Genomic DNA, 19,920 nt, shown 5'->3' with positions numbered 1-19,920 from the left:
CAGGACTCAGGCCCAGGCGGAGCGACGCCAGGCGTCGGGGCCCACACGGTGCGGCGTGCGGTGCGCGCGCACCGGGTGTCCCCACTCGCTGCGCGGTGCCGGCTTCGCGCCCGCTGCGGCGTTCGCGGCAGCTGCGTTGCGTGCGGCCACGACGGCCACGAGCGCCGCCAGCTCCTCGGGCGACAGGTCGCCGCGGACCACCCGCAGCACCGGCGTGACCGGTGCTGCGGGCGTCTGCTCGGCGGCGTCGGCCGCAGGCGTCGTCTCGTCGCTCATCAGAGCGGGATGTTCCCGTGCTTCTTGGGCGGGAGCGTCTCGCGCTTGGTGCGCAGCAGGCGCAGGGCCTTGGTGACCTCGGCGCGGGTCTGCGACGGCTCGATCACGCCGTCGATGTAGCCGCGCTCGGCCGCCACGTACGGGTTGCAGAGCGTGTCCTCGTACTCCGTCATCAGCTCGGCGCGCTTGGCCTCGGGGTCGTCGGCCGCAGCCACCTCGCGGCGGTACAGGATGTTGACGGCACCGGAGGCGCCCACGACGGCGATCTGGCCGGTGGGCCACGACAGGTTCACGTCGGCGCCGAGGTGCTTGGAGCCCATGACGTCGTACGCACCGCCGTAGGCCTTGCGCGTGATGATCGTGACGAGCGGGACCGTGGCCTCGGCGTAGGCGTAGATGAGCTTGGCGCCGCGGCGGATGATGCCGTTCCACTCCTGCTCGGTGCCCGGCAGGAAGCCCGGCACGTCGACGAACGTGAGCACGGGGATGTTGAACGCGTCGCAGGTGCGCACGAAGCGGGCGGCCTTCTCGGAGGCGTCGATGTCGAGGCAGCCGGCCAGCTGCATGGGCTGGTTGCCCACCACGCCGACGCTGCGACCCTCGACCCGGCCGAAGCCGATCACGAGGTTCGGCGCGAACAACGGCTGGACCTCGAGGAAGTCGCCGTCGTCGAGCACGGACTCCATCACGGTGCGGATGTCGTAGGGCTGGTTGGCCGAGTCCGGGATCAGCGTGTCGAGCGCCAGGTCGGTCTCGTTGCGCTCCAGGTCGACGCCCTCGTCGTAGACCGGCGCCTCCTCCATGTTGTTCTGCGGCAGGAACGAGATGAGCGCCTTCACGTACTCGAGGGCGTCCTCCTCGTCGGAGGCCAGGTAGTGGGCGTTGCCGCTGCGCGTGTTGTGCGTGCGGGCACCGCCCAGCTCCTCCATGGTCACGTCCTCGCCGGTGACCGTCTTGATGATGTCGGGCCCGGTGATGAACATGTTCGACTTCTCGTCGACCATGACCGTGAAGTCGGTGACCGCGGGGGAGTAGACGTGGCCGCCGGCGCACGAGCCCATGATGAGCGAGATCTGGGGGATGACGCCCGACGCGTGCACGTTGCGGCGGAAGATCTCGCCGTACAGGCCGAGCGAGACCACACCCTCCTGGATGCGGGCGCCGGCGCCCTCGTTGATGCCGATGATGGGGCAGCCCGACTTGATGGCGAGGTCCATGACCTTGGTGATCTTCTCGCCGTACACCTCGCCGAGGCTGCCGCCAAAGACGCTGAAGTCCTGGCTGAAGACGCACACCTGGCGGCCGTCGATCGTGCCGTATCCGGTGATGACGCCGTCGCCGAGCGGCCGGTTGTTCTCGAGCCCGAACTTGGTGGAGCGGTGCCGGGCCAGTGCGTCGAGCTCGACGAAGGAGCCCTCGTCGAACAGCTGGTCGATGCGCTCGCGGGCGCTCTGGCGGCCCTTCGCGTGCTGCTTCTCGGCCGCCCGCTCGGCGACCTCGACGGTCGCCTCGTGGTGCCGGCGCCGGAAGTCGTCCAGCTTCCCGGCGGTCGTGTGCAGCTCCGGACGCTCTTCGATCTCTGCCTCTGCTTCGCTCACGTGGGTCAGAGTAACGATCCTCGACGCGCCGTGGTGTGTGAGGCTTGACGCATGAGCAGCGACCGTCGCGACACGCCGGGGCCCGGGGGGCGCGATCCCCTCGACGTCGACGAGCTGCGTCGCGTGCTGCTGCTCGAGGGGAGCGTGTGGACGGGCCTCGAGGTCTCCGCGTCCACCACGAGCACCAACGCCGACGTCGTCGCCGCGGTGGGTGCCGGCGCTCCCGAGGGCCTCGTGGTCGCGACCGAGCACCAGACCGCCGGCCGGGGGCGGCTCGACCGGCGGTGGGAGACGCCGCCGGGGGCGGGGCTCATGGTCTCGGTGCTCCTGCGCCCCGACGGCGTCGCCCTGCCACAGTGGACCTGGCTGCCGCTGCTGACGGGCCTCGCGGTCGACCTGACGGCGCGGGACTGCGGTGTGACCTCCGGGCTGAAGTGGCCCAACGACGTGCTCGTCGAGGGCCGCAAGATCAGCGGGATCCTGCTCGAGCGTGCCGACGGGCCCGCCGGTCCTGCCGCCGTGGTGGGGATCGGCCTCAACGTGTCGTCGACGCCGGACGAGCTGCCGGTGCCCACGGCGACCTCCCTCGCGATCGAGGGGGCCACCACCGTCGACCGGGGGGTCGTCCTCCAGCTCCTGCTGGGCCACCTCGAGCGGCTCTACCGGCCGTGGTTGGCGAGCGCCGGTGACCCGGCGCTCCTGCGGCGCGACTACCTCGAGCAGAGCGTGACCCTCGGGTCGCGCGTGCGGGTCGAGCTGCCCGACGGGTCCACGCTGACCGGCGTCGCCCACGACATCGACCCGCTCGGCCGGCTCGTCGTGGACGGGCGGGCGATCAGCGCGGGCGACGTGACCCACGTCCGTGCCGTCGGCTGAGCCTTCCGCCGCCCGTGCGACCAGCGGGTCCCCAGGTCACCCACGTCGTCGGGAGGCTCGACGACGGAGGCCTTTGCCCAGACGTCGCCCGCGGCCCGTGCGCCACGTGGGAGGATCAGCCCATGGCCCTCTCACGCAAGCTGATGATGGACGGTGAACAGACCGTCGCGACGACCCGGACGCACGTCAAGGTGCTGTTCGTGCCGCTGGTCATCCTGTTGGCGGTCGCCTTCGCCGGAGGCTTCCTCGCCGCCCAGGTCGGCAACAGCGGGGACGGGTACGTGCGCTGGGTGATCATCGGCATCGCCGTCGTGCTCGTCCTGTGGGGCAGCGTGCTGCCGTTCGTGCGCTGGTTCCTCTGGACCTACACGCTGACCAACAAGCGCATCGTCGAGCAGAAGGGCATCCTGACGCGCGAGGGGCGGGTCATCCCGCTCAGCCGCATCAACGACGTCTCGTTCGAGAAGAACCTCAACGACCGCATCCTCGGCTGCGGGACCCTCATCATCCACAACGCGAGCGACGAGGCCGGCCTGGAGCTGCGCGACATCCCGCGCATCGAGGGCTTCCACCGCACCGTCAGCAACCTCGTGTTCGACTCGCACCGCCAGAGCGATGAATCGGTCTGAGCTGCGTGACGAGCTCGCCCGCCTGATCCTGCAGGAGGGCATGGAGCTCACGGGTGAGCAGGTCGCCGGGAAGGCCGGGCTCGACCTCGACCGCGCCGAGCGGCTCTGGCGCTCGCTGGGCTTCGCCGACAGCGGCGACGATCCGGCCTACGGCGAGCACGACGTGGCCGCCGCGCGACTCGCTGCGCTGGCGCTCGAGGAGGGCGTCCTCGAGGAACGCACCATCTTCCGGATGACCAGGGCGCTCGGCCAGACGCTGGCGCGGCTGGCCGACTGGGAGGTCCAGACGATCGTCGACCAGGTGGAGTCCGACGTCGAGTCGGGCCGGGCCGCGAGCCGCCTGGAGAGCGCCGTCGCGATCGCCGAGCACGTGGGGCCGGGCTTCGAACGGCTCCTGCTGTACGCCTGGCGGCGTCACCTGGCCGCCGCGGCCGGCCGCCTCGAGGCGCTCGGGGCCGTCGACGCCGAGCTGCTGTCGACCACCATGAGCATCGGCTTCGCCGACCTGTCGCGGTTCACCGCCATGACCAACACGCTCGACGACGCCCGCCTCGGCGAGCTCGTGGAGAACTTCGAGACCCGGTGCACCGACGTCGTCACGTCGCGTGACGGCCGGGTCATCAAGGCCCTCGGCGACGCCGTGCTGTTCGTGAACCCCGATCCGCGTGAGGCCACGCTCACGGCGCTCGAGCTCGTGGCCAACATCGGCTCGCGCGACGACCTGCCCGACGTGCGGGTCGGCTTGGCCACCGGCTCGGTCATCAGCAGGCTGGGCGACGTCTTCGGCCCGCCCGTGAACCTGGCCGCGCGCCTCTCCCACGTGGCCCGCAGCAACCGGGTGCTCGTCGACGACGAGACCGCCGGACACCTCACCGACGACGAGTTCGAGATGCGCGCGCTGCCCCCACGGCCGCTGCGCGGCTTCGGCAACGTCTCGCCCATCACCATCAGCCGCCGGCGGGCGTTCCGTCCGCGCACGGTGCGGCGCTGGTAGCGGGGGACGTCGGAGGGCGGACGAGGGGTCAGTAGGCTCCTGCCATGCCGCTGACCCCGCACCTGGCCGTCGTCGGTGGCGGCCAGCTCGCCCGCATGATGCAGGTGCCCGCCGTGGCCCTCGGGCTCCGCATCCGCCTGCTGGCCGAGGGCCCCGACGTCTCGGCCGCACAGGTGGTGCCCGACCAGCTGGTGGGCGACCACACCGACCTCGCCGACCTGCGTGCCGTGTGCGACGGCGTGCCCGTCGTGACGTTCGACCACGAGCACGTGCCGCCGGCCCACCTGCGCACGCTCGAGGCGGAGGGACACCTGCCTCGGCCCGGGCCCGACGCCCTGCTGTACGCACAGGACAAGGGCGAGATGCGGGTGCGCCTCAGCGTGCTCGGCCTGCCGTGCCCGCTCTTCCTCCTGCTGCCGAGCGAGGCGGAGGAGGCCCTCGCCGAGCTCGAGGACTTCGGCTACCCCGCGGTGCTCAAGACCACCCGGGGCGGCTACGACGGCAAGGGTGTCTGGGTGGTCCGGTCCGAGGACGAGGCGGCCGAGGTCCTGGCCGCTGCCGACGGCCAGGAGCTCGTCGCGGAGGAGCTGGTGGACTTCCGTCGCGAGCTCAGTGCCCAGGTGGCCCGCAACCCCTCCGGCGAGGTCGTCGCCTACCCGGTCGTGCAGTCGACGCAGGTCGACGGCATCTGCAAGGAGGTCGTGGCGCCGGCTCCCGACCTCGACCCCGCCCTCGCGCAGGAGGCCACCGACGTCGCGGTGCGCGTCGCCACCGCGCTGGGGGTCACCGGCATGCTCGCCGTCGAGCTGTTCGAGACCAGCGACGGACGCGTGCTCGTCAACGAGCTGGCGATGCGCCCGCACAACACCGGTCACTGGAGCATCGACGGCGCCGCCACGAGCCAGTTCGAGAACCACCTGCGCGCCGTCCTGGACCTGCCCCTCGGCCCGGCGACGCCGCACGCCTCCTGGTCGGTCATGGTCAACGTGCTCGGTGGCGCGGTGCAGGACCTCGAGGCGCAGGAGGCCGTCGTCCTGGCCGCCGTGCCGCACGCCAAGGTGCACCTGTACGGCAAGGCCGTGAAGCCCGGTCGCAAGGTCGGCCACGTGACCGTCGTCGGCGACGACCTCGACGTGGTGCTGGCCGACGCCCGTCGCGCGGCCGCCCTCCTCCAGGACGGCTGACGACGTCCTCCACGTCGCCCTCCCGACACCACCCGCCGGCACCGCCCCCCCTGAGCGGTGACTTCTCCACCGAATGTGCGGAGACCCGGTGCGCGGTGCGGATTCCACCGTCTCAGCGCTGGGGCGGTGGAGTCCGCACCGCTCGACCGCACCCGGCACCTCTCGGTGGAGAACTCACCGCTCGGGGGGAGGGGCGGCGCCGGACCTCGCTAGGATCGCGGCCATGAGCGCAACGCCCCGCGTGGGCATCGTCATGGGGTCGGACTCGGACTGGCCGGTCATGGAGGCGGCGGCGCAGGCGTGCGCCGAGCTGGGGGTGGCGTACGAGGCCGACGTCGTCTCGGCCCACCGGATGCCCGACGAGATGCTCGCCTACGGGCGTGACGCGCACACGCGCGGCATCGAGGTGATCATCGCCGGTGCCGGCGGCGCGGCGCACCTGCCCGGGATGCTGGCCGCGGTCACGCCCCTGCCCGTCATCGGGGTGCCGGTGCCGCTGAAGTACCTCGACGGCATGGACTCGCTGCTCTCGATCGTGCAGATGCCCGCGGGCGTCCCCGTGGCCACGGTCTCGATCGGCAACGCCCGCAACGCCGGACTCCTCGCCGTGCGCATCCTCGCCGTCGGCGACGACGTGCTGACCGGGCGCATGCTGGACTTCCAGGCCGAGCTGGCCGACGCCGCCCGCGCCAAGGGCGAGGCGATCCGCGACCGCTGAGGAGGGCTCAGACGGTGGTGCCGGTGAGCCCGAGCGTGCGGTCCGTCCAGTCCTTGAGGTCGGAGTACAGCGACGGGTTCTCGCCGAGCGACAGGCCGTAGGACGGCACGATCTCCTTGAGCTGCGGCCGCCACCCCTCGATCTGCCCGGGGAAGCAGCGCTCCAGCACGTCGAGCATCGCGGAGACCGCGGTGGAGGCGCCCGGCGAGGCGCCCAGCAGGCCGGCGATGGACCCGTCGGCGGCATTCACGACAGTGGTGCCGAACTCGAGGGACCCGCCGAAGCGGCCCTTCTTGCGCACCACCTGAACGCGCTGACCGGCCGTGATGAGCTCCCAGTCCTCCTCCTCGGCGAGCGGGGCGAAGGCGCGCAGGTCCTCGACCTTGCGGCCGCGGGTCTTGGCGAGCTCGAGGACCAGGTACTTGATGAGCCCCCACGAGGTGACGCCGATGGCGGCCATCGGCATGAGGTTGTGCGGACGGATCGAGAGGGGCAGGTCGGTGAACGAGCCCTCCTTGAGGAACTTGGGCGTCCAGCCGGCGTAGGGGCCGAACAACAGCGACCGCTTGCCGCCGATCACGCGGGTGTCGAGGTGCGGCACCGACATCGGCGGGGCGCCGACGGCGGCCATGCCGTAGACCTTCGCCTCGTGCTTCTCGGTGACCGTGTCGTCGAGGCAGCGGATGAACTGCCCGCTCACGGGGAACCCGGCGAAGCCCTTGATCTCCTCGATGCCGGACTTCTGGAGCAGCTGGATCGCGCCGCCGCCTGCGCCCACGAACACGAACTTGGCGGAGATGGTGACCGTGCGGTCCTCGGTCCGGTCCTTGACCTTGACGCGCCAGGTGCCATCGGTGTCGCGGCCGAGGTTCTTGACCTCGTGGCCGTAGCGCACGTCGGCGCCCTGGGCGGTGAGGGTGCCGAGCATCTGGGCGGTCAGGGAGCCGAAGTCCACGTCGGTGCCGTGGTCGGTCCAGCTGATGGCCACGTCCTCGCGCTCGTCGCGCCCCTCGGCCATGAGGGGCAGGCGCCGGGCGAACTCGTCACGGTCGTGGATGAAGTCGAGTCCGGCGAAGAGCGGGTGGCCGGCGAGGGTGTCGTGGCGCTTGCGCAGGTACTCCACGTTCTCCGCGCCGCGCACGAAGCTCACGTGCGGCACGGGGTTGATGAACGTCGACGGGTCCTTGAGCAGGCCGTTGTCCACACCGTGCGCCCAGAACTGGCGCGACAGCTGGAACTGCTCGTTGACGGTGATCGCCTTCGACACGTCGACGCTGCCGTCGGGCTGCTGCGGCGTGTAGTTGAGCTCGCAGAGCGCGGAGTGGCCGGTGCCGGCGTTGTTCCAGGGGTCGCTGCTCTCCAGCGCCGGGGCCTCGAGGCGCTCCAGGACCGTGACGGACCAGTCGGGCTGCAGGGTCTTCAGCAGCGAGCCGAGCGTGGCGCTCATGACGCCGGCGCCGACGAGCAGCACGTCGGTCGTGATGCGCGTGGGTGTGGCGGACTGACGTACGGGGGATGCGGGCGTGTTCAACGCGGACTCTCCTGGATCTCACCGGGGCAACGACGTGGTCGACGTCTGCAGCACCGTCAAATCTCCCGCGTGAGGCACGGTGAGCGCGACTCGAAACGGTGTGATCTTGCTCAGGAGGTGTGTGATGTTCCTCGCGTCGGGGCCGCCGGCCCCTGCGGCCCGTCAGTACAGGGCGGCGCGATAGGACTCGCCGTAGTAGGCGGCGATCTCCTCGAGCGTCTCGTCGGGCCGCTCGAGGGCGTGGGCGATCTCGGGCCGTGACGGCACGGAGTCCGGCCGCCACGTGCTCGGCTCCCACAGCTCGGACCTCAGGAACGCCTTGGCGCAGTGGAAGAAGACCTGCTCGACCGCGACCTCGCAGACCAGCACCGGTCGGTGTCCCTTGACCTCGAGGTGCTCGAGGTAGGGCGGCGGCGCGTGGTCGGTGCGCAGCAGTCGCGCCCGCCCGTTGACGCGCAGCGTGTCGCCGCGACCCGGCACGACGAACAGCAGTCCGACGTGGGGGTTGGTGAGCACGTTGAGGTAGCCGTCGGCCCGACGGTTGCCCGGCCGCTCGGCCAGGGCGATGGTGTGCTCGTCGACCACGTGCACGAGCGACCCGGCCGGGTCGCCCTTGGGTGACACGTCGCACGAGCCGTCAGCTGCCGACGTCGACAGCAGGCAGAGCGGGGAGGCATCGAGCCACGCGACGTGGAGCGGGTGCAGGCGGTCCCGGTCCTTCGCGACGGTGCGGGGCAGGGGGGTGCCGAGCACCTCGCGGAGCTCGTCGACGTCGTGGATCTCGGCCATGGCGACACGCTAGCCCCCGACCGGTGCGCAGCCGAGGCGCTCCGCCGCGGGTCGGCGGTCGCGCCTCGGGTCAGTGGTCGCGGATGAACGACGTGACGCGGGTGAGCGTCGGGGTCCGCGGCGCCGAGCCGAAGCCGAATCGGACGGGCGGGTCCACGGGCGCCAGTGGGCCGAGGTCCTGGCCGTCCCACGCGACGGACGCGGACTCCACCCCCCACGCGTCGGAGGCGGCGTACCACTCCGTGCGTCCCCGACCGGCGCTGCCGTGGGTGCGCACGCCCGGCATCACGCGTCGTGCGATCGGGTCGCAGAAGCGCGCCCAGGCCTCGCGGTGCGCGAGGGGAGTCGGGACGGCCTGCAGCAGCCAGCCGATCGGCGCGCGCGTCCCGGGAGTCCAGCGGGCGCTCAGTGGGCCGGCGTCGATGCCCCATCCGGCGAGCGCCACGGGGACGATCCGGACGTCGTCGAAGGTGTAGGTGGTCGAGACCAGGTCGGCGATGCGCTCGTCGGGGGCGAGCAGCACGCGGTGCCCGTCGGGGCGCTCGACCATCGCATCGGCGAAGCGGCCGTACGGGCTCCGATCCCACATGCCCACGACGACCCGGGTGCCGCTGGTGGTGCCGAGCCCGACGATGTGGCCGTCGAATCGTTGGATCACGCCTCACAGTGTGGGCGATCCCACGCGTCCCGGCAGTGTGAGCGGAGGGCGGGCGACGTACTATTGCTAGGTCGTCCTAGTATTTCGATCTTCGTCAAGCATCTGGAGCCGCACCGTGTCCGACATGTTCGTGTTGTCCGAGGAGCACCAGGCCATCCGCGAGGCGGTCCGGGCCGTGGCCCAGGCCAAGGTCGCGCCCTTCGCCGCCGAGGTCGACGAGGAGGCTCGCTACCCCCGCGAGGCCCACGAGGCACTCGTGGCGGCCGACTTCCACGCCCCCCACGTCCCGGAGGAGTACGGCGGAGCCGGTGCCGACGCGCTGGCCACGGTGCTGGTCATCGAGGAGATCGCCCGCGTCGACGTCTCGGCGTCGCTCATCCCGGCCGTGAACAAGCTCGGGTCGCTCCCGGTCATCCTCGGAGGCGACGAGCGGATCAAGAAGGACTACCTCTCGCGCCTCGCGGCCGGCGAGGGCTTCAGCTACTGCCTCTCCGAGCCCGACGCCGGGTCCGACGCCGCGAACCAGAAGACCCGCGCGGTGCGCGACGGCGACCATTGGGTGCTCAACGGCACCAAGCGCTGGATCAGCAACGCGGGGGAGTCGGAGTTCTACACCGTCCTCGCGCAGGCCGACCCCGAGAAGCGCAGCAAGGGCATCACGGCCTTCGTGGTGGAGAAGTCCGACGAGGGCGTCTCGTTCGGAGCGCCCGAGAAGAAGCTGGGCATCAAGGGCTCGCCCACGCGCGAGGTCTACCTCGACGACGTCCGCATCCCCGAGGACCGCATCATCGGCGACGTCGGCCAGGGCTTCGCCCTTGCCATGCAGACGCTCGACCACACCCGTGTGACGATCGCCGCGCAGGCGGTCGGCGTCGCGCAGGGCGCCCTCGACTACGCGCTCGGCTACGTCCAGGAGCGCCAGCAGTTCGGCAAGCCGATCAGCGACTTCCAGGGACTGCAGTTCATGATCGCCGACATGGGCATGAAGATCGAGGCCGCGCGCCAGCTCACCTATGCCGCTGCGGGTCGGTCCGAGCGCGGCGACAAGGACCTCACGTTCTTCGGCGCCGCGGCGAAGGCCTTCGCCTCCGACACCGCCATGCAGGTCACCCTCGATGCCGTGCAGCTCCTGGGCGGGTACGGGTACACCCGCGACTACCCGGTGGAGCGGATGATGCGCGACGCCAAGATCACCCAGATCTACGAGGGCACGAACCAGGTCCAGCGGATCGTCATGGCTCGTCAGCTGCTCGCGGGGATCCAGTCGGACCTCTGAACGGAGCGCTTGACCTCGAGTGGACTTGAGGTTCTAGGGTCGTGAGGACGAGGAAGGGAGACGGCATGGGCACGCGCACGGACGTGGAGACCGGGGCCGACGCGATCTCGACCCACGGCTCCGCCGGTGTGGCCGAGCTGTTGAAGGCGGCGTTCCGACGCCACGCCAGCGGCGTCGCGATCATCACGGCGACGGGTCCGGACGGTCCGGTCGGACTCACCGCCTCCAGCGTGGCCTCGGTGTCCACCCACCCGCCGGCGCTCTCGTTCTCGGTCCTGACGTCCAGCACGTCCGGCAGCGCGATCGCCGAGGCGGCGGAGCTCGACGTCCACCTGCTCCCCTCGGGGCTCGCCGACCTGGCCGACGCCTACGGCCGGTCGGCCGGCGCGCGCTTCGTCCCCGAGCAGGGCTGGGCGTCCGACGACGTCGGCACCACGCTTCCCGAGGCGGTCGCGTCGCTGCGGTGCGTGCCCCTCGCGCGGGTGCCGGTGGGGGAGTCCGTCGTCGTGGTCGCCGAGGTCCGTGACGTGCAGCTCGGTCCCGTGGGCGAGCCCTTGGTCTACCACGACCGGACGTACCGGACGGTGGGCGCGATCAGCGACCGCTGACGAGGCGGTTCCACTCGGCCGCCGCGTCGCGGTCGGGTGGTCTCCGTGTTCTCCTGCGGGTGCGTTGCTCGAGGTGGGCTTTCGGTTGCTGCTGCGCTGCTCCGGCTGGGTCGTGCCTTGCGGCTGCGTTGCTGTGGCCCGTCGTCGACCTGCTCTCCGAAAGGGCCTCGGCCGGCGGCGGGGTCCGGGCTCGGTCGAGCACTCGGAGCGCGGCTCCCGGTGACGCAAGATTCTGCGTTCGTGCGTCAGGGGGCCAAGGATGCTGCGTTCGCGGTTGGATCCCGTCGTGAACGCAGCATCGTTCGGGCTTGAGCACGCGAAGGCAGCATCCTGCGTCCGCCGGGGCCCCGGTGCGTGTGGGGTGGGCAGAGATTCTTCCTCTCCGTGGCACGGTCCACGCGAAGGAAGAACTGTGCGTGGATCACGCGCAGATGGAGAATCGTGGCCAGGCCCCGCAGACCCAACCGAGCCCAGACCCCCGGCTGCGGTCGAGGCCCTTTCGGAGACCGACCGGCCTCGCAGCCACAGCGACGCAGCAACAGGAGAAGGCCCAGTCGCGCCCCGCAGACCCAGCCGATTCGAGACCCACCGTTCCGGTCGAGGCCCTGGGAGACCACCCCGACTCGCGGCCACTGCGACGCAGCAGCGAGCGGAAGTCGACCCCCGCCCCGCGGACCCACCCGCAACACCCGGACCGACTGAGGCCCTTCCGTGACGTGACAGGATCCTGGTGCGGCACTCGTACGGAACTGGTGCGGCGCACGACCGAGAGGATGTCCCATGGCAGAGCTGACCGTCGAGGACCAGCCCGGCAAGAACCGGTTCGAGGCGCGCCTCGGCGACGAGCTCCTCGGCTTCGTGGAGTACCAGCGCACCGACGAGCTGGTCGTCATCACCCACACCGAGGTGCCGCGCGAGAACGAGGGCCGTGGCATCGGCTCCCTCCTGGCACGCGGCATCCTCGACGACACGCGGGCCCGGGGGGCGAAGGCGCTCGTCACGTGCCCGTTCGTGCTCGCCTGGATCGGGCGCCACCCGGACTACCAGGACCTGCAGTTCAACGCCCCTCGCTGACCTGCTGGGACCCGCGCCGACCGGCCCGGTGGCCGGCGGCTCCGCCGCTCAGTCCTTGGGCAGGCCGTCGGCCGTGCACAGGTCGCCGATGCTCCCGGTGCGGTCGGCCTTGACGAGGTCGAACATCTGCTGGCTGCGCTCGGCGTCCCAGCGGACCGAGAAGTCGGCCAGGGGGACGGTGCAGCTCAGACCGTCCGACCCCATGGCCGAGCGCAGACCGAGGGCGAACTTGACCAGGTCGTAGGGGTTGGTGCCCTCGCCGATCTGCACCGCGCTGGCCGCGCCGGTGTTGACGCCCCAGTACCGGACCGGGTTCACGATCGTCCACGGCGACGCCGCCTTCTTCGCGATGCCGCTGATCACCTCGCGCTGGCTCTGCACGCGCTGGATGTCCTGCGTGGCGTAGCTGTGGCGGTTGCGCGAGTACGCCAGCGCCGTCGCACCGTCGGCCTCCTGGCACCCGGCCTTCACGTCGAGCCCGGAGTCCTTGTCCTTGATGTCCTCCTTCGGGCAGATCTCGACGCCACCCAGGGCGTCGACCACCTTCACGAGCCCGCCGAAGCCGATCTCCACGTAGTCGTCGACCGTGATGCCGGTGTTCTGCTCCACGGTCTGGGTCAGCAGCTGAGCGCCTCCGTAGGCGTAGGCCGCGTTGATCTTGGTCGAGCCGTAGCCCGGCACGTCGACGATCGAGTCACGGGGGATCGACATGAGCATCGACGGACCGGCGCCGGTGTGCAGCAGCATGATCGTGTCGGTGCGTCCGCGACCTCCGCCGTCCCCGCCCGTGCTCAGCTCGGACTGCTCCTCCTTGCTGAGTCCGGCCCGGCTGTCCGAGCCGACGATGAGGAAGGTGGTCCCGGGCTGGTCGCCCGGACGCTCGGCCTCGGGCTGGAACGGGATCTTCGAGGCGGTCGAGTAGGCGTAGAGAGGCGTGCCGACCAGGAAGGCGAGCCAGGCCAGCAGCAGCAGAGCCACGACGCGCCCGGGCCCGCGTCGGCCGCGCTTCCTGCGCGGCGGCTCCGCCGCGGGTCGGCGGCTCGACCCGGGCGGGGGCAGGTTGGGGGGCGGCAGCTCGTCTCGGCGCACGGTCTGCTGCGGCTGCTGCCGGGTGCGGTCGCGATCGGCGTCGCGGTCGTCGCCCGAGCCGTACAACCATCCGTAGCTGTCCTCGGGGCGTTGCTCTGGCATGGGTCCGAACCTATCCGAGCGGTACCCGTCGGCGGTGCTTCTGCGCGGTGGCGCCACGCAGAAACCTGCTCGTCCCGGCGCGCCCTCGACCTCGGGTACAGAGTTTGTGTGACGATCGACGCGACCTGCTCGCCCTGCTCTTCCCCCGGCAGCGACCTCTGAGGACGACATGCACGAGAACACCCGTACCTCGCCCCACTCGCCCTCGACGGGCCCGGCGGCGGCCCACGCGGCCTCCGAGCGCATCCAGCTGCGCCGCGCCCTCACGCTGACCGTCATGACGCTGGTCATGCCCGGCTCGGCCCAGATCGTCACCGGCAACAAGCGCATCGGCCGTATCGCCCTGCGCATTTGGCTCGGCTGCCTCGCGGTCGGTGCCCTCGTGCTCGTGCTCGCCCTGACCTCACGGTCCGGCCTGTTCATGCTCCTCACCGACGGGCGGATCCTGACGCCCGTCCGGTACGCCCTCATCGGCGGCGCCCTGTTCTGGATGGTCCTCATCGTCGACGCCTGGCGCCTCGGCCAGCCGCTGCGCCTCGCCCGTCGGCACCGGTTCTGGGTCGCCGGGCTGAACGGCGCGCTGTGCTTCGTCACCGCCGGCGCCATGTTCTTCGGCGCGCACCTCGTGGGCGTCCAGACCGGCGTGCTCGACACCGTGTTCGCTGCCTCCACGACCTCCAAGCCCGTCGACGGCCGCTACAACGTCCTGCTCATGGGCACCGACTCCGGCAAGGACCGCTCGGGCATGCGCCCCGACTCGCTCAACGTCGCCAGCATCGACGCCGAGACCGGCCGCACGGTGCTCATCGGCCTGCCGCGCAACCTCGAGGACGTGCCGTTCCCCTCCGACTCGTTCATGAAGAAGGAGTTCCCGTCCACGTTCGACTGCGACGGCTGCTACCTCAACGCGGTCAACACGTGGGCCGACGACAACGCGGCCCAGATGGGTGTGAAGAAGGTCGGGCACCGCACTCCCGGCATCCAGGCGACGATCGACGCCGTCGAGGCCATCACCGGGCTCGACCTCAACTACTACGCCCTCGTGAACATGGCGGGCTTCTCCGACCTGATCGACGCCGTGGGCGGTGTCAGCATCGACGTCCAGGAGCGCACGGCGATCGGCGGCATCGGCTCGCCGATCCGTGGGTACATCGAGCCCGGACGCCAGAAGCTCACGGGCGACCAGGCGCTCTGGTACTCCCGCAGCCGCGTGCTCAACAACGACTTCTCGCGCATGGGCCGCCAGAAGTGCGTCATGACGGCGATGCTGCGCGAGCTCAGCCCCAAGAAGGTCCTCATGAACGTGGAGAAGATCGCCGACTCGAGCAAGACGCTGCTCGACACCGACATCCCGGCCCGTGACCTCAACGTGTTCATGGACCTCGCGCTGAAGGCCAAGGCGCAGCCCATCTCGTCGGTCTCGCTCGTGCCTCCGGTGATCTTCACCGGCAACCCCGACTACGACAAGGTGCGCTCGCTCATCTCCAAGGCGATCGACAAGGCCGAGGGCAAGAAGCAGGCGAAGGACGGCATCCTCGCCGCGTCCCTGTCGGTGCCCTCGTCGGCGGGTGACGCGAAGGACCCGACCAAGGCGAACCAGAGCGACGACCTCGACTCGTCCTGCTGATCACGCCGTGCTCACGGGTCGTGGACGAGAGGGCTTGGCGCGGTGAGCGATAATGGTGCGTCGCCAGCACTTCGAGACCGAGGAACCATGACACGTCGTCGCGCGAAGGTGCTCAGCCGTGGACCCGACGTCGACGACCTGACACCCCGGTTGCGGTTCCGTCGCGCCCTCCGCCTGTGCCTCATGTCGGCCGTGGCACCGGGATCGGCGCAGCTGGCCGTCGGCAACCGCTGGGTCGGTCGCATCGCTCTCACGGTGTACGTGCTGCTGCTCGCCGGGCTGGGCTACCTCGTGTGGACCTACCGAGGTGACCGCGCCGGCATCATCGGGCTGGTCACCGACCCCGACGTGCTCCAGGTCTTCCGCATCGGCGTCGGCGTGCTCGCGGTGGCCTGGGCCGCCCTCTTCATCGACGCCTGGCGTCTCGCGCGTCCGCTGCGCCTGACGCCCGCGCGGGCCGGCGTCGTGGTGGTGCTCAACACCGCCCTGGTCGTCGGTGTCCTCGGCTCGGCGGTCTACGCCTCGCGCGTGAGCACGGCGAGCCGTGACGCCGTGCAGGAGGTGTTCTCGGCCGAGACCACGAGCCCTCCGCTGGCCGGTCGCTACAACATCCTGCTCATCGGCTCGGACTCCGGCAAGGACCGCACCGGCATCCGGCCCGACTCCATGACGGTGGCCAGCATCGACGCCTCGAGCGGCAAGACGGTCCTGGTCTCGCTGCCGCGCAACCTGCAGAACGTGCCGTTCCGCGAGTCGTCGCCGATGCACCAGCTGTACCCGTTCGGCTACAACTGCGGCTCCGAGTGCCTGCTCAACGCCGTGCACACGGCCGCCGAGAACCGCAGCGACCTCTACCCCGGTGCCGCCGACCCCGGGCTCGAGGCGACCATCGACGCCGTCGAGGGCGTCACCGACCTCTCCATCAACTACTACGTGATGATCAACCTCAAGGGCTTCCGCTCCCTGGTCGACGCGGTCGGCGGCGTCGAGATGGACGTCAAGACACGGCTCGCGATGTTCGGCAAGGAGGACGCCTACAAGCAGACGTACATCGAGCCCGGACGCCAGAACCTCGACGGCAACCAGGCGCTCTGGTACGCCCGCAGCCGGATCCAGTCCGACGACTACACGCGCATGGGACGCCAGAAGTGCCTCATGGTCGCGATGCTCGACCAGATGAGTCCGCAGACGGTGCTGCTCAACGCCACCGACATCGCCAAGTCGGGCGCGGAGCTCCTGTCGACGAACATGCCCTCGGAGGCGCTCGGCGAGTTCGCCGACATGGCCCTGAAGGCCCGCAACACGAAGATCCGCACGGTCTCGCTCGTCCCGCCGGTCGTCTCCACGGTGACCCCGGACTACCCGCTCATCCAGGACATGATCAAGCAGGCCATCATCGAGACGCACGGTGGCGACGCCAACAAGGGCGAGACGTCGGCCGAGCCCGAGTCGTCGGCGACGCCGGACCCGAGCGACCCGACGCAGACGCCCTCCACCGATCCCTCGGAGGACCCGAGCCAGGCCGCGGCGAACAACGTCGAGGACCTGGACGCCGCGTGCTGAGTGCCGCCGACCTGGAGGGCTCGAAGGGCTTCGTCGACGCGATCGACGTGGACGCCGACGCAGGCACGGTCACGCTGCACGCCCACCTGCGGGTGCCGGACACCCGCGTCGACGAGCGGCCGGGCCTGGACGCAGAGCTGCGGCTCGGGGACGTCCGGGTCGGGGCGCGATGGGTGGAACGACCGGACCGCCGGGTTCGGTACGGCCCCTGGTCCGCACTGGTCGTCGAGGTGCCCCTCGCCGCGTGGCCGCGGGGCGTCGTCCGCCCCGAGATGGCCGTCGAGGGCCGGGTGCTGCGGCTCCGCCCGACACGGGCCCTGTTCAGGAACGCCACCCTCGGGGCCCACGGCGACGTCGCCCTCGACGTGCGAGCCGACGGCGACGCGGTCGTGGTCGAGCTGCTCGACGGTGGGGAGCGTGCGGCGGCGCGGCTGAGGCGCCGCTCCGACCTGCGTGCGGTGCGCCGGCGTGAGCCGCTCTGGGGCTGGCGGGTCCTCCGTGCCCTGACCGGGTGGATGCACCGCCGCCCGCTCTGGCTGGTGGGGGAGCGACGTGACACCGCGCAGGACAACGGCGCTGCGCTCTTCGCGCACCTGCGCCGGCACCGGCGCGACCTGCGGGCGTACTACGTCGTCGAGCGGGGCACCCCGGGCTGGGCCCGGATGCGTCCGCTCGGTCGCGTGGTGGCCCACGGGTCGTGGCGGCACCGGCTGCTGCTGTGGCACGCCAGCCACCTCGTCAACGCCTTCGACCCCGACGTCTACGGCATCCCGGAGGCGTGGGGACGCGACGACTACGTGCGCCACGTCCGGCCCCGGGTCGGCACACGCCGGGTGTTCCTCCAGCACGGCGTCGTCTACCGCGACCTGGCGCCGGTCATCGGGCGGCTGGTCGCCGGGTACGACCTCGTGCTCACGTCCGCAGCGGCCGAGCGTGACTGGATCGCCGGACGGCTCGGGTACGGGGACCGTGCGGTGCTCACCGGACTGCCTCGCCACGACCTGCTCGTCCGTGAGCCTGCCGCCGGGGGGCCTCGGGTCCTCTTCGCGCCGACGTGGCGGGCCGACCTGGTCGTGCCCTCCTACCGGGAGGGCGGCGGTGGCCCCGTCCGTGGCGTGGAGGAGTCCGGGTACGCGCAGCTCGTCCGTGGGGTCGTCGAGCACCCCGCGCTGGCTGCTGCGCTCGAGCGTCACGGCGCCGTGCTGGAGGTCCTGCCCCACTACGAGGCGCGGGGGCTGCTCGCCGACCTCGTGGACGCCCGGTCGGACGTGCGACTGGTCGACCAGGAGCGTGAGGAGTTCGGTGCGGTGCTGCGCCGCGCCTCGGTCTTCCTCACCGACTACTCCTCGACGTTGTTCGACGCGGCCCTCCTCGGCCTGCCGGTGGTGGCGGCCCACGTCGACCCCGCGTTCGAGCAGGCCGGGCGCCCGCACGCGTTCGAGGTCGACGAGATCGGCATCGCCACCGTCGTGCGCGACGTCGACGCCGCCGTCGCAGCGGTGGTGGAGCGGCTGGACGCCGGGCGCCGTGACCCCGCCGCCGACGCCGCGGTGCACCGCTTCTTCGCCCATGCCGGCGACCAGGGAAGCGCGGCCCGGGCGGTCGCTGCCATCGAGGCGATGTCGTGACCGGAGGGCGCGGCTACTTGGACTTCTCGTAGGCGGGGATGACCTCGTCGGGCGGTCCGTCCATCATCAGGACGCCCTTGTTGATCCAGATCACCCGGTTGCAGGTGTCGCGGATCGAGCGCATCGAGTGGCTGACCAGGAACACGGTGCCGGCGTTGTCGCGGATCTCGCGGATGCGGGCCTCGCTGCGGTCGCGGAAGCCCTTGTCGCCGACGGCGAGCGCCTCGTCGACGATGAGGATCTCGTGGTCGCGCGCCGTGGCGATCGCGAACTTCAGGCGCGCGGTCATGCCGGAGGAGTAGGTGCGCATCGGCAGGTCGATGAAGTCGCGGATGCCGGAGAACTCGACGATCTCGTCGTACTTCGCCTCGATCTCGTCGCGGGACAGACCGAGCGCCAGTCCGCCCAGGATCACGTTCCGCTCGCCCGAGAGGTCCTTGATGAGCGCGGCGCCGACCCCCAGCATGCTCGGCCGTGACGACGCGTAGATGGCGCCCTTGGAGGTGGGGGTCAGGCCGACGATCGCGCGCATGAGCGTCGACTTGCCCGAGCCGTTGGAGCCGATGACGCCGATGCTGTCGTTCTCGTAGGCCGTGAACGAGACCCCCTTGAGGGCGTGCACGGTGCGGGTGCTGCGGGACCGCTGCATGAGCTTGCGCCCCGCGTCGGCCGCGGTCGCACGCTTGCCGGTGGCCAGCACCTTGTACTCCACGTGCACGTCGACGACCTCCACGACGGGACGTCGGGTGAGCTCCCCCGTCGGCCCGGCGCTGTCGAGGCCCGTGTCGTCGAGGCCCGTGTCGTCAGTCGGTTCGGCCATAACGCTCCTCCGCCGCCCAGAAGTAGATGGTGCCGAACACCAGCACGGCCACCGACCAGGCGGAGGCGTACGCCCAGAAGTGCCAGGGCATCGTGTACGAGGGCCCGTCCAGCAGGATGGCCCGACCCAGCGACAGGAACTCGTGGATCGGCTGGGCGTCGGCGACGGTCCGGAAGATCGAGTTCGCGTCGAAGCGCTGGTCGATGCTGTAGAAGATGCCCGACGTGTAGAAGAAGAACCGCGAGACGAACGGCAGCAGCTGCGTCAGGTCGCGGAAGTGCACCGTGAGACGCGCCGTGATGAGCGTGAGCCCGGTGTTGAACACCGTGAAGAGCAGGACGAGCGGCACCAGCAGGAGCCACTCGACGTCCGGCACGCTGCCGTAGGCCAGCGCCACGGCGGCCATGATGACCACCATCGGCACGAACTGCATGAACCGCTGCGCCACGAGGGCGAGCGGGAGGGACATGCGCGGGAAGCTGAGGCTCTGGACGAGCGCGGCGTTGGAGGTGATCGACTTCGCGCCGGTGGTGAAGCACGTGGAGAAGTACTCGAACATCAGGACCCCGATGACGAGGAACGCCACGAACGACTCGACGCCGCGGCTGGTCTGCAGCAGGAAGCCGAACACGAGTCCGTAGACCGCGGCGTTGAGCAGGGGCTTGAGCACGACCCAGCCCATGCCGAGCCGGTTGCGCCCGTTCTCGGCCTCGAGCCGGTAGCGCGCCAGCGAGTAGATGAACTCGCGGCGCCGGAGGACCTCGGCGAGGTAGCGGAGCAGCGGCGGCCGTCCACCCACCTTCGTGAGCCCGTGGGTCCCGCCCGTCTTGCTGGCGATCGCGCGGTGACGACTCATCCTGGCGGAGGGCCTTTCTGTCGT

General features: G+C 71.0%; 19 protein-coding genes. 11 read left to right on the top strand and 8 right to left on the bottom strand.

Features of this window, described 5'->3' with window-relative positions; genetic code table 11:
- Positions 1 to 6: 6 nt before the first annotated feature.
- Together NBW76_RS15055 and NBW76_RS15050 are read right to left on the bottom strand one after the other, a co-directional pair.
- Positions 7 to 276: an acyl-CoA carboxylase epsilon subunit gene (locus NBW76_RS15055; RefSeq protein WP_082481210.1), complete on the bottom strand. Its 270-nt coding sequence runs from the start codon at positions 274 to 276 to the stop codon at positions 7 to 9.
- On the bottom strand, positions 276 to 1,874 hold the full coding sequence (locus NBW76_RS15050) for an acyl-CoA carboxylase subunit beta (protein ID WP_055968939.1): 1,599 nt from the start codon (positions 1,872 to 1,874) through the stop codon (positions 276 to 278). The genes NBW76_RS15055 and NBW76_RS15050 overlap by 1 nt, the downstream gene beginning before the upstream one ends.
- A gap of 51 nt (positions 1,875 to 1,925) precedes the next feature.
- On the opposite strand from NBW76_RS15050, the gene NBW76_RS15045 reads away from it, so the two are divergent.
- The 5 genes from NBW76_RS15045 to purE all read left to right on the top strand — a co-directional run bounded on the left by NBW76_RS15045 (position 1,926) and on the right by purE (position 6,275).
- Positions 1,926 to 2,750, top strand: coding sequence for a biotin--[acetyl-CoA-carboxylase] ligase (locus tag NBW76_RS15045; protein ID WP_056552413.1), 825 nt, complete (start codon positions 1,926 to 1,928; stop codon positions 2,748 to 2,750).
- A 122-nt stretch (positions 2,751 to 2,872) separates the two neighbouring features.
- Positions 2,873 to 3,379 (top strand): PH domain-containing protein, encoded by a 507-nt coding sequence (locus tag NBW76_RS15040; protein WP_055968933.1) that lies wholly within the window; start codon positions 2,873 to 2,875, stop codon positions 3,377 to 3,379.
- Entirely contained in the window at positions 3,366 to 4,373 is a 1,008-nt protein-coding gene (locus NBW76_RS15035) for an adenylate/guanylate cyclase domain-containing protein (protein ID WP_055968930.1), read from the top strand. Before NBW76_RS15040 ends, NBW76_RS15035 begins: the two co-directional genes overlap by 14 nt.
- 44 nt (positions 4,374 to 4,417) lie before the next feature.
- Positions 4,418 to 5,557: a 5-(carboxyamino)imidazole ribonucleotide synthase gene (locus tag NBW76_RS15030; RefSeq protein WP_200914436.1), complete on the top strand. Its 1,140-nt coding sequence runs from the start codon at positions 4,418 to 4,420 to the stop codon at positions 5,555 to 5,557.
- 223 nt (positions 5,558 to 5,780) lie between these two features.
- The gene (gene purE / locus NBW76_RS15025; RefSeq protein ID WP_055968927.1) at positions 5,781 to 6,275 is read left to right on the top strand and encodes a 5-(carboxyamino)imidazole ribonucleotide mutase; all 495 of its coding nucleotides are present in this window, start codon (positions 5,781 to 5,783) and stop codon (positions 6,273 to 6,275) included.
- Positions 6,276 to 6,282: 7 nt separating this feature from the next.
- Here purE and mqo read toward each other — a convergent pair whose 3' ends face one another.
- The 3 genes from mqo to NBW76_RS15010 form a co-directional block, all read right to left on the bottom strand.
- Complete coding sequence (mqo, locus tag NBW76_RS15020; RefSeq protein ID WP_235492861.1) at positions 6,283 to 7,806, bottom strand: malate dehydrogenase (quinone); 1,524 nt, start codon at positions 7,804 to 7,806, stop codon at positions 6,283 to 6,285.
- A gap of 162 nt (positions 7,807 to 7,968) precedes the next feature.
- Positions 7,969 to 8,595: an MSMEG_1061 family FMN-dependent PPOX-type flavoprotein gene (locus tag NBW76_RS15015; protein WP_055968925.1), complete on the bottom strand. Its 627-nt coding sequence runs from the start codon at positions 8,593 to 8,595 to the stop codon at positions 7,969 to 7,971.
- Positions 8,596 to 8,665: 70 nt separating this feature from the next.
- A complete protein-coding gene (locus tag NBW76_RS15010) occupies positions 8,666 to 9,253 on the bottom strand; it encodes a hypothetical protein (protein WP_055968922.1) in 588 nt (195 codons plus the stop codon).
- 124 nt (positions 9,254 to 9,377) lie between these two features.
- Between NBW76_RS15010 and NBW76_RS15005 the strand changes: the two genes are divergently transcribed.
- The 3 genes from NBW76_RS15005 (at position 9,378) to NBW76_RS14995 (ending at position 12,211) form a co-directional block, all read left to right on the top strand.
- Positions 9,378 to 10,529, top strand: a complete 1,152-nt coding sequence (locus tag NBW76_RS15005; protein ID WP_056552960.1) for an acyl-CoA dehydrogenase family protein — start codon at positions 9,378 to 9,380, stop codon at positions 10,527 to 10,529.
- A gap of 65 nt (positions 10,530 to 10,594) precedes the next feature.
- Positions 10,595 to 11,137, top strand: coding sequence for a flavin reductase family protein (locus NBW76_RS15000; protein WP_082481208.1), 543 nt, complete (start codon positions 10,595 to 10,597; stop codon positions 11,135 to 11,137).
- A gap of 780 nt (positions 11,138 to 11,917) precedes the next feature.
- Positions 11,918 to 12,211, top strand: coding sequence for a GNAT family N-acetyltransferase (locus NBW76_RS14995; RefSeq protein ID WP_055968919.1), 294 nt, complete (start codon positions 11,918 to 11,920; stop codon positions 12,209 to 12,211).
- A gap of 48 nt (positions 12,212 to 12,259) precedes the next feature.
- Here the strand turns inward: NBW76_RS14995 and NBW76_RS14990 are convergent, their stop codons facing one another.
- Positions 12,260 to 13,402 carry an LCP family protein gene (locus NBW76_RS14990; RefSeq protein ID WP_056552411.1) on the bottom strand — a complete coding sequence of 381 codons (1,143 nt, stop codon included), beginning with the start codon at positions 13,400 to 13,402 and terminating at the stop codon, positions 12,260 to 12,262.
- Between the two features lie 169 nt (positions 13,403 to 13,571).
- Here NBW76_RS14990 and NBW76_RS14985 point away from each other — a divergent pair, with 169 nt between their 5' ends.
- From NBW76_RS14985 to NBW76_RS14975, 3 genes are all read left to right on the top strand, one after another.
- Positions 13,572 to 15,029, top strand: coding sequence for an LCP family protein (locus tag NBW76_RS14985; RefSeq protein WP_055968914.1), 1,458 nt, complete (start codon positions 13,572 to 13,574; stop codon positions 15,027 to 15,029).
- Positions 15,030 to 15,116: 87 nt separating this feature from the next.
- Entirely contained in the window at positions 15,117 to 16,592 is a 1,476-nt protein-coding gene (locus NBW76_RS14980; protein WP_055968911.1) for an LCP family protein, read from the top strand.
- The gene (locus NBW76_RS14975) at positions 16,586 to 18,220 is read left to right on the top strand and encodes a CDP-glycerol glycerophosphotransferase family protein (protein WP_056552408.1); all 1,635 of its coding nucleotides are present in this window, start codon (positions 16,586 to 16,588) and stop codon (positions 18,218 to 18,220) included. The genes NBW76_RS14980 and NBW76_RS14975 overlap by 7 nt, the downstream gene beginning before the upstream one ends.
- A gap of 13 nt (positions 18,221 to 18,233) precedes the next feature.
- Here the strand turns inward: NBW76_RS14975 and NBW76_RS14970 are convergent, their stop codons facing one another.
- Positions 18,234 to 19,040: an ABC transporter ATP-binding protein gene (locus tag NBW76_RS14970; protein WP_082481205.1), complete on the bottom strand. Its 807-nt coding sequence runs from the start codon at positions 19,038 to 19,040 to the stop codon at positions 18,234 to 18,236.
- Complete coding sequence (locus NBW76_RS14965) at positions 19,024 to 19,896, bottom strand: ABC transporter permease (protein ID WP_055968907.1); 873 nt, start codon at positions 19,894 to 19,896, stop codon at positions 19,024 to 19,026. Before NBW76_RS14965 ends, NBW76_RS14970 begins: the two co-directional genes overlap by 17 nt.
- Positions 19,897 to 19,920 lie beyond the last annotated feature (24 nt).

It is taken from the genome of Aeromicrobium sp. Leaf245 (assembly GCF_942548115.1).
Classification (GTDB): Bacteria; Actinomycetota; Actinomycetes; order Propionibacteriales; family Nocardioidaceae; genus Aeromicrobium.
Note: the sequence above shows the minus strand (reverse complement) of the source record. Positions and strands in the feature narration are given on the sequence as shown.

Coding starts and splice junctions, on each gene's coding strand:
- purE (WP_055968927.1), top strand. CDS start 5,781: ATGAGCGCAACGCCCCGCGTGGGCATCGTCATGGGGTCGGACTCGGAC.
- NBW76_RS14990 (WP_056552411.1), bottom strand. CDS start 13,402: ATGCCAGAGCAACGCCCCGAGGACAGCTACGGATGGTTGTACGGCTCG.
- NBW76_RS15030 (WP_200914436.1), top strand. CDS start 4,418: ATGCCGCTGACCCCGCACCTGGCCGTCGTCGGTGGCGGCCAGCTCGCC.
- NBW76_RS15055 (WP_082481210.1), bottom strand. CDS start 276: ATGAGCGACGAGACGACGCCTGCGGCCGACGCCGCCGAGCAGACGCCC.
- NBW76_RS15000 (WP_082481208.1), top strand. CDS start 10,595: ATGGGCACGCGCACGGACGTGGAGACCGGGGCCGACGCGATCTCGACC.
- NBW76_RS15035 (WP_055968930.1), top strand. CDS start 3,366: ATGAATCGGTCTGAGCTGCGTGACGAGCTCGCCCGCCTGATCCTGCAG.
- NBW76_RS14995 (WP_055968919.1), top strand. CDS start 11,918: ATGGCAGAGCTGACCGTCGAGGACCAGCCCGGCAAGAACCGGTTCGAG.
- NBW76_RS14970 (WP_082481205.1), bottom strand. CDS start 19,040: ATGGCCGAACCGACTGACGACACGGGCCTCGACGACACGGGCCTCGAC.
- NBW76_RS15040 (WP_055968933.1), top strand. CDS start 2,873: ATGGCCCTCTCACGCAAGCTGATGATGGACGGTGAACAGACCGTCGCG.
- NBW76_RS14985 (WP_055968914.1), top strand. CDS start 13,572: ATGCACGAGAACACCCGTACCTCGCCCCACTCGCCCTCGACGGGCCCG.
- NBW76_RS15015 (WP_055968925.1), bottom strand. CDS start 8,595: ATGGCCGAGATCCACGACGTCGACGAGCTCCGCGAGGTGCTCGGCACC.
- NBW76_RS15005 (WP_056552960.1), top strand. CDS start 9,378: ATGTTCGTGTTGTCCGAGGAGCACCAGGCCATCCGCGAGGCGGTCCGG.
- NBW76_RS14965 (WP_055968907.1), bottom strand. CDS start 19,896: ATGAGTCGTCACCGCGCGATCGCCAGCAAGACGGGCGGGACCCACGGG.
- NBW76_RS15045 (WP_056552413.1), top strand. CDS start 1,926: ATGAGCAGCGACCGTCGCGACACGCCGGGGCCCGGGGGGCGCGATCCC.
- NBW76_RS14980 (WP_055968911.1), top strand. CDS start 15,117: ATGACACGTCGTCGCGCGAAGGTGCTCAGCCGTGGACCCGACGTCGAC.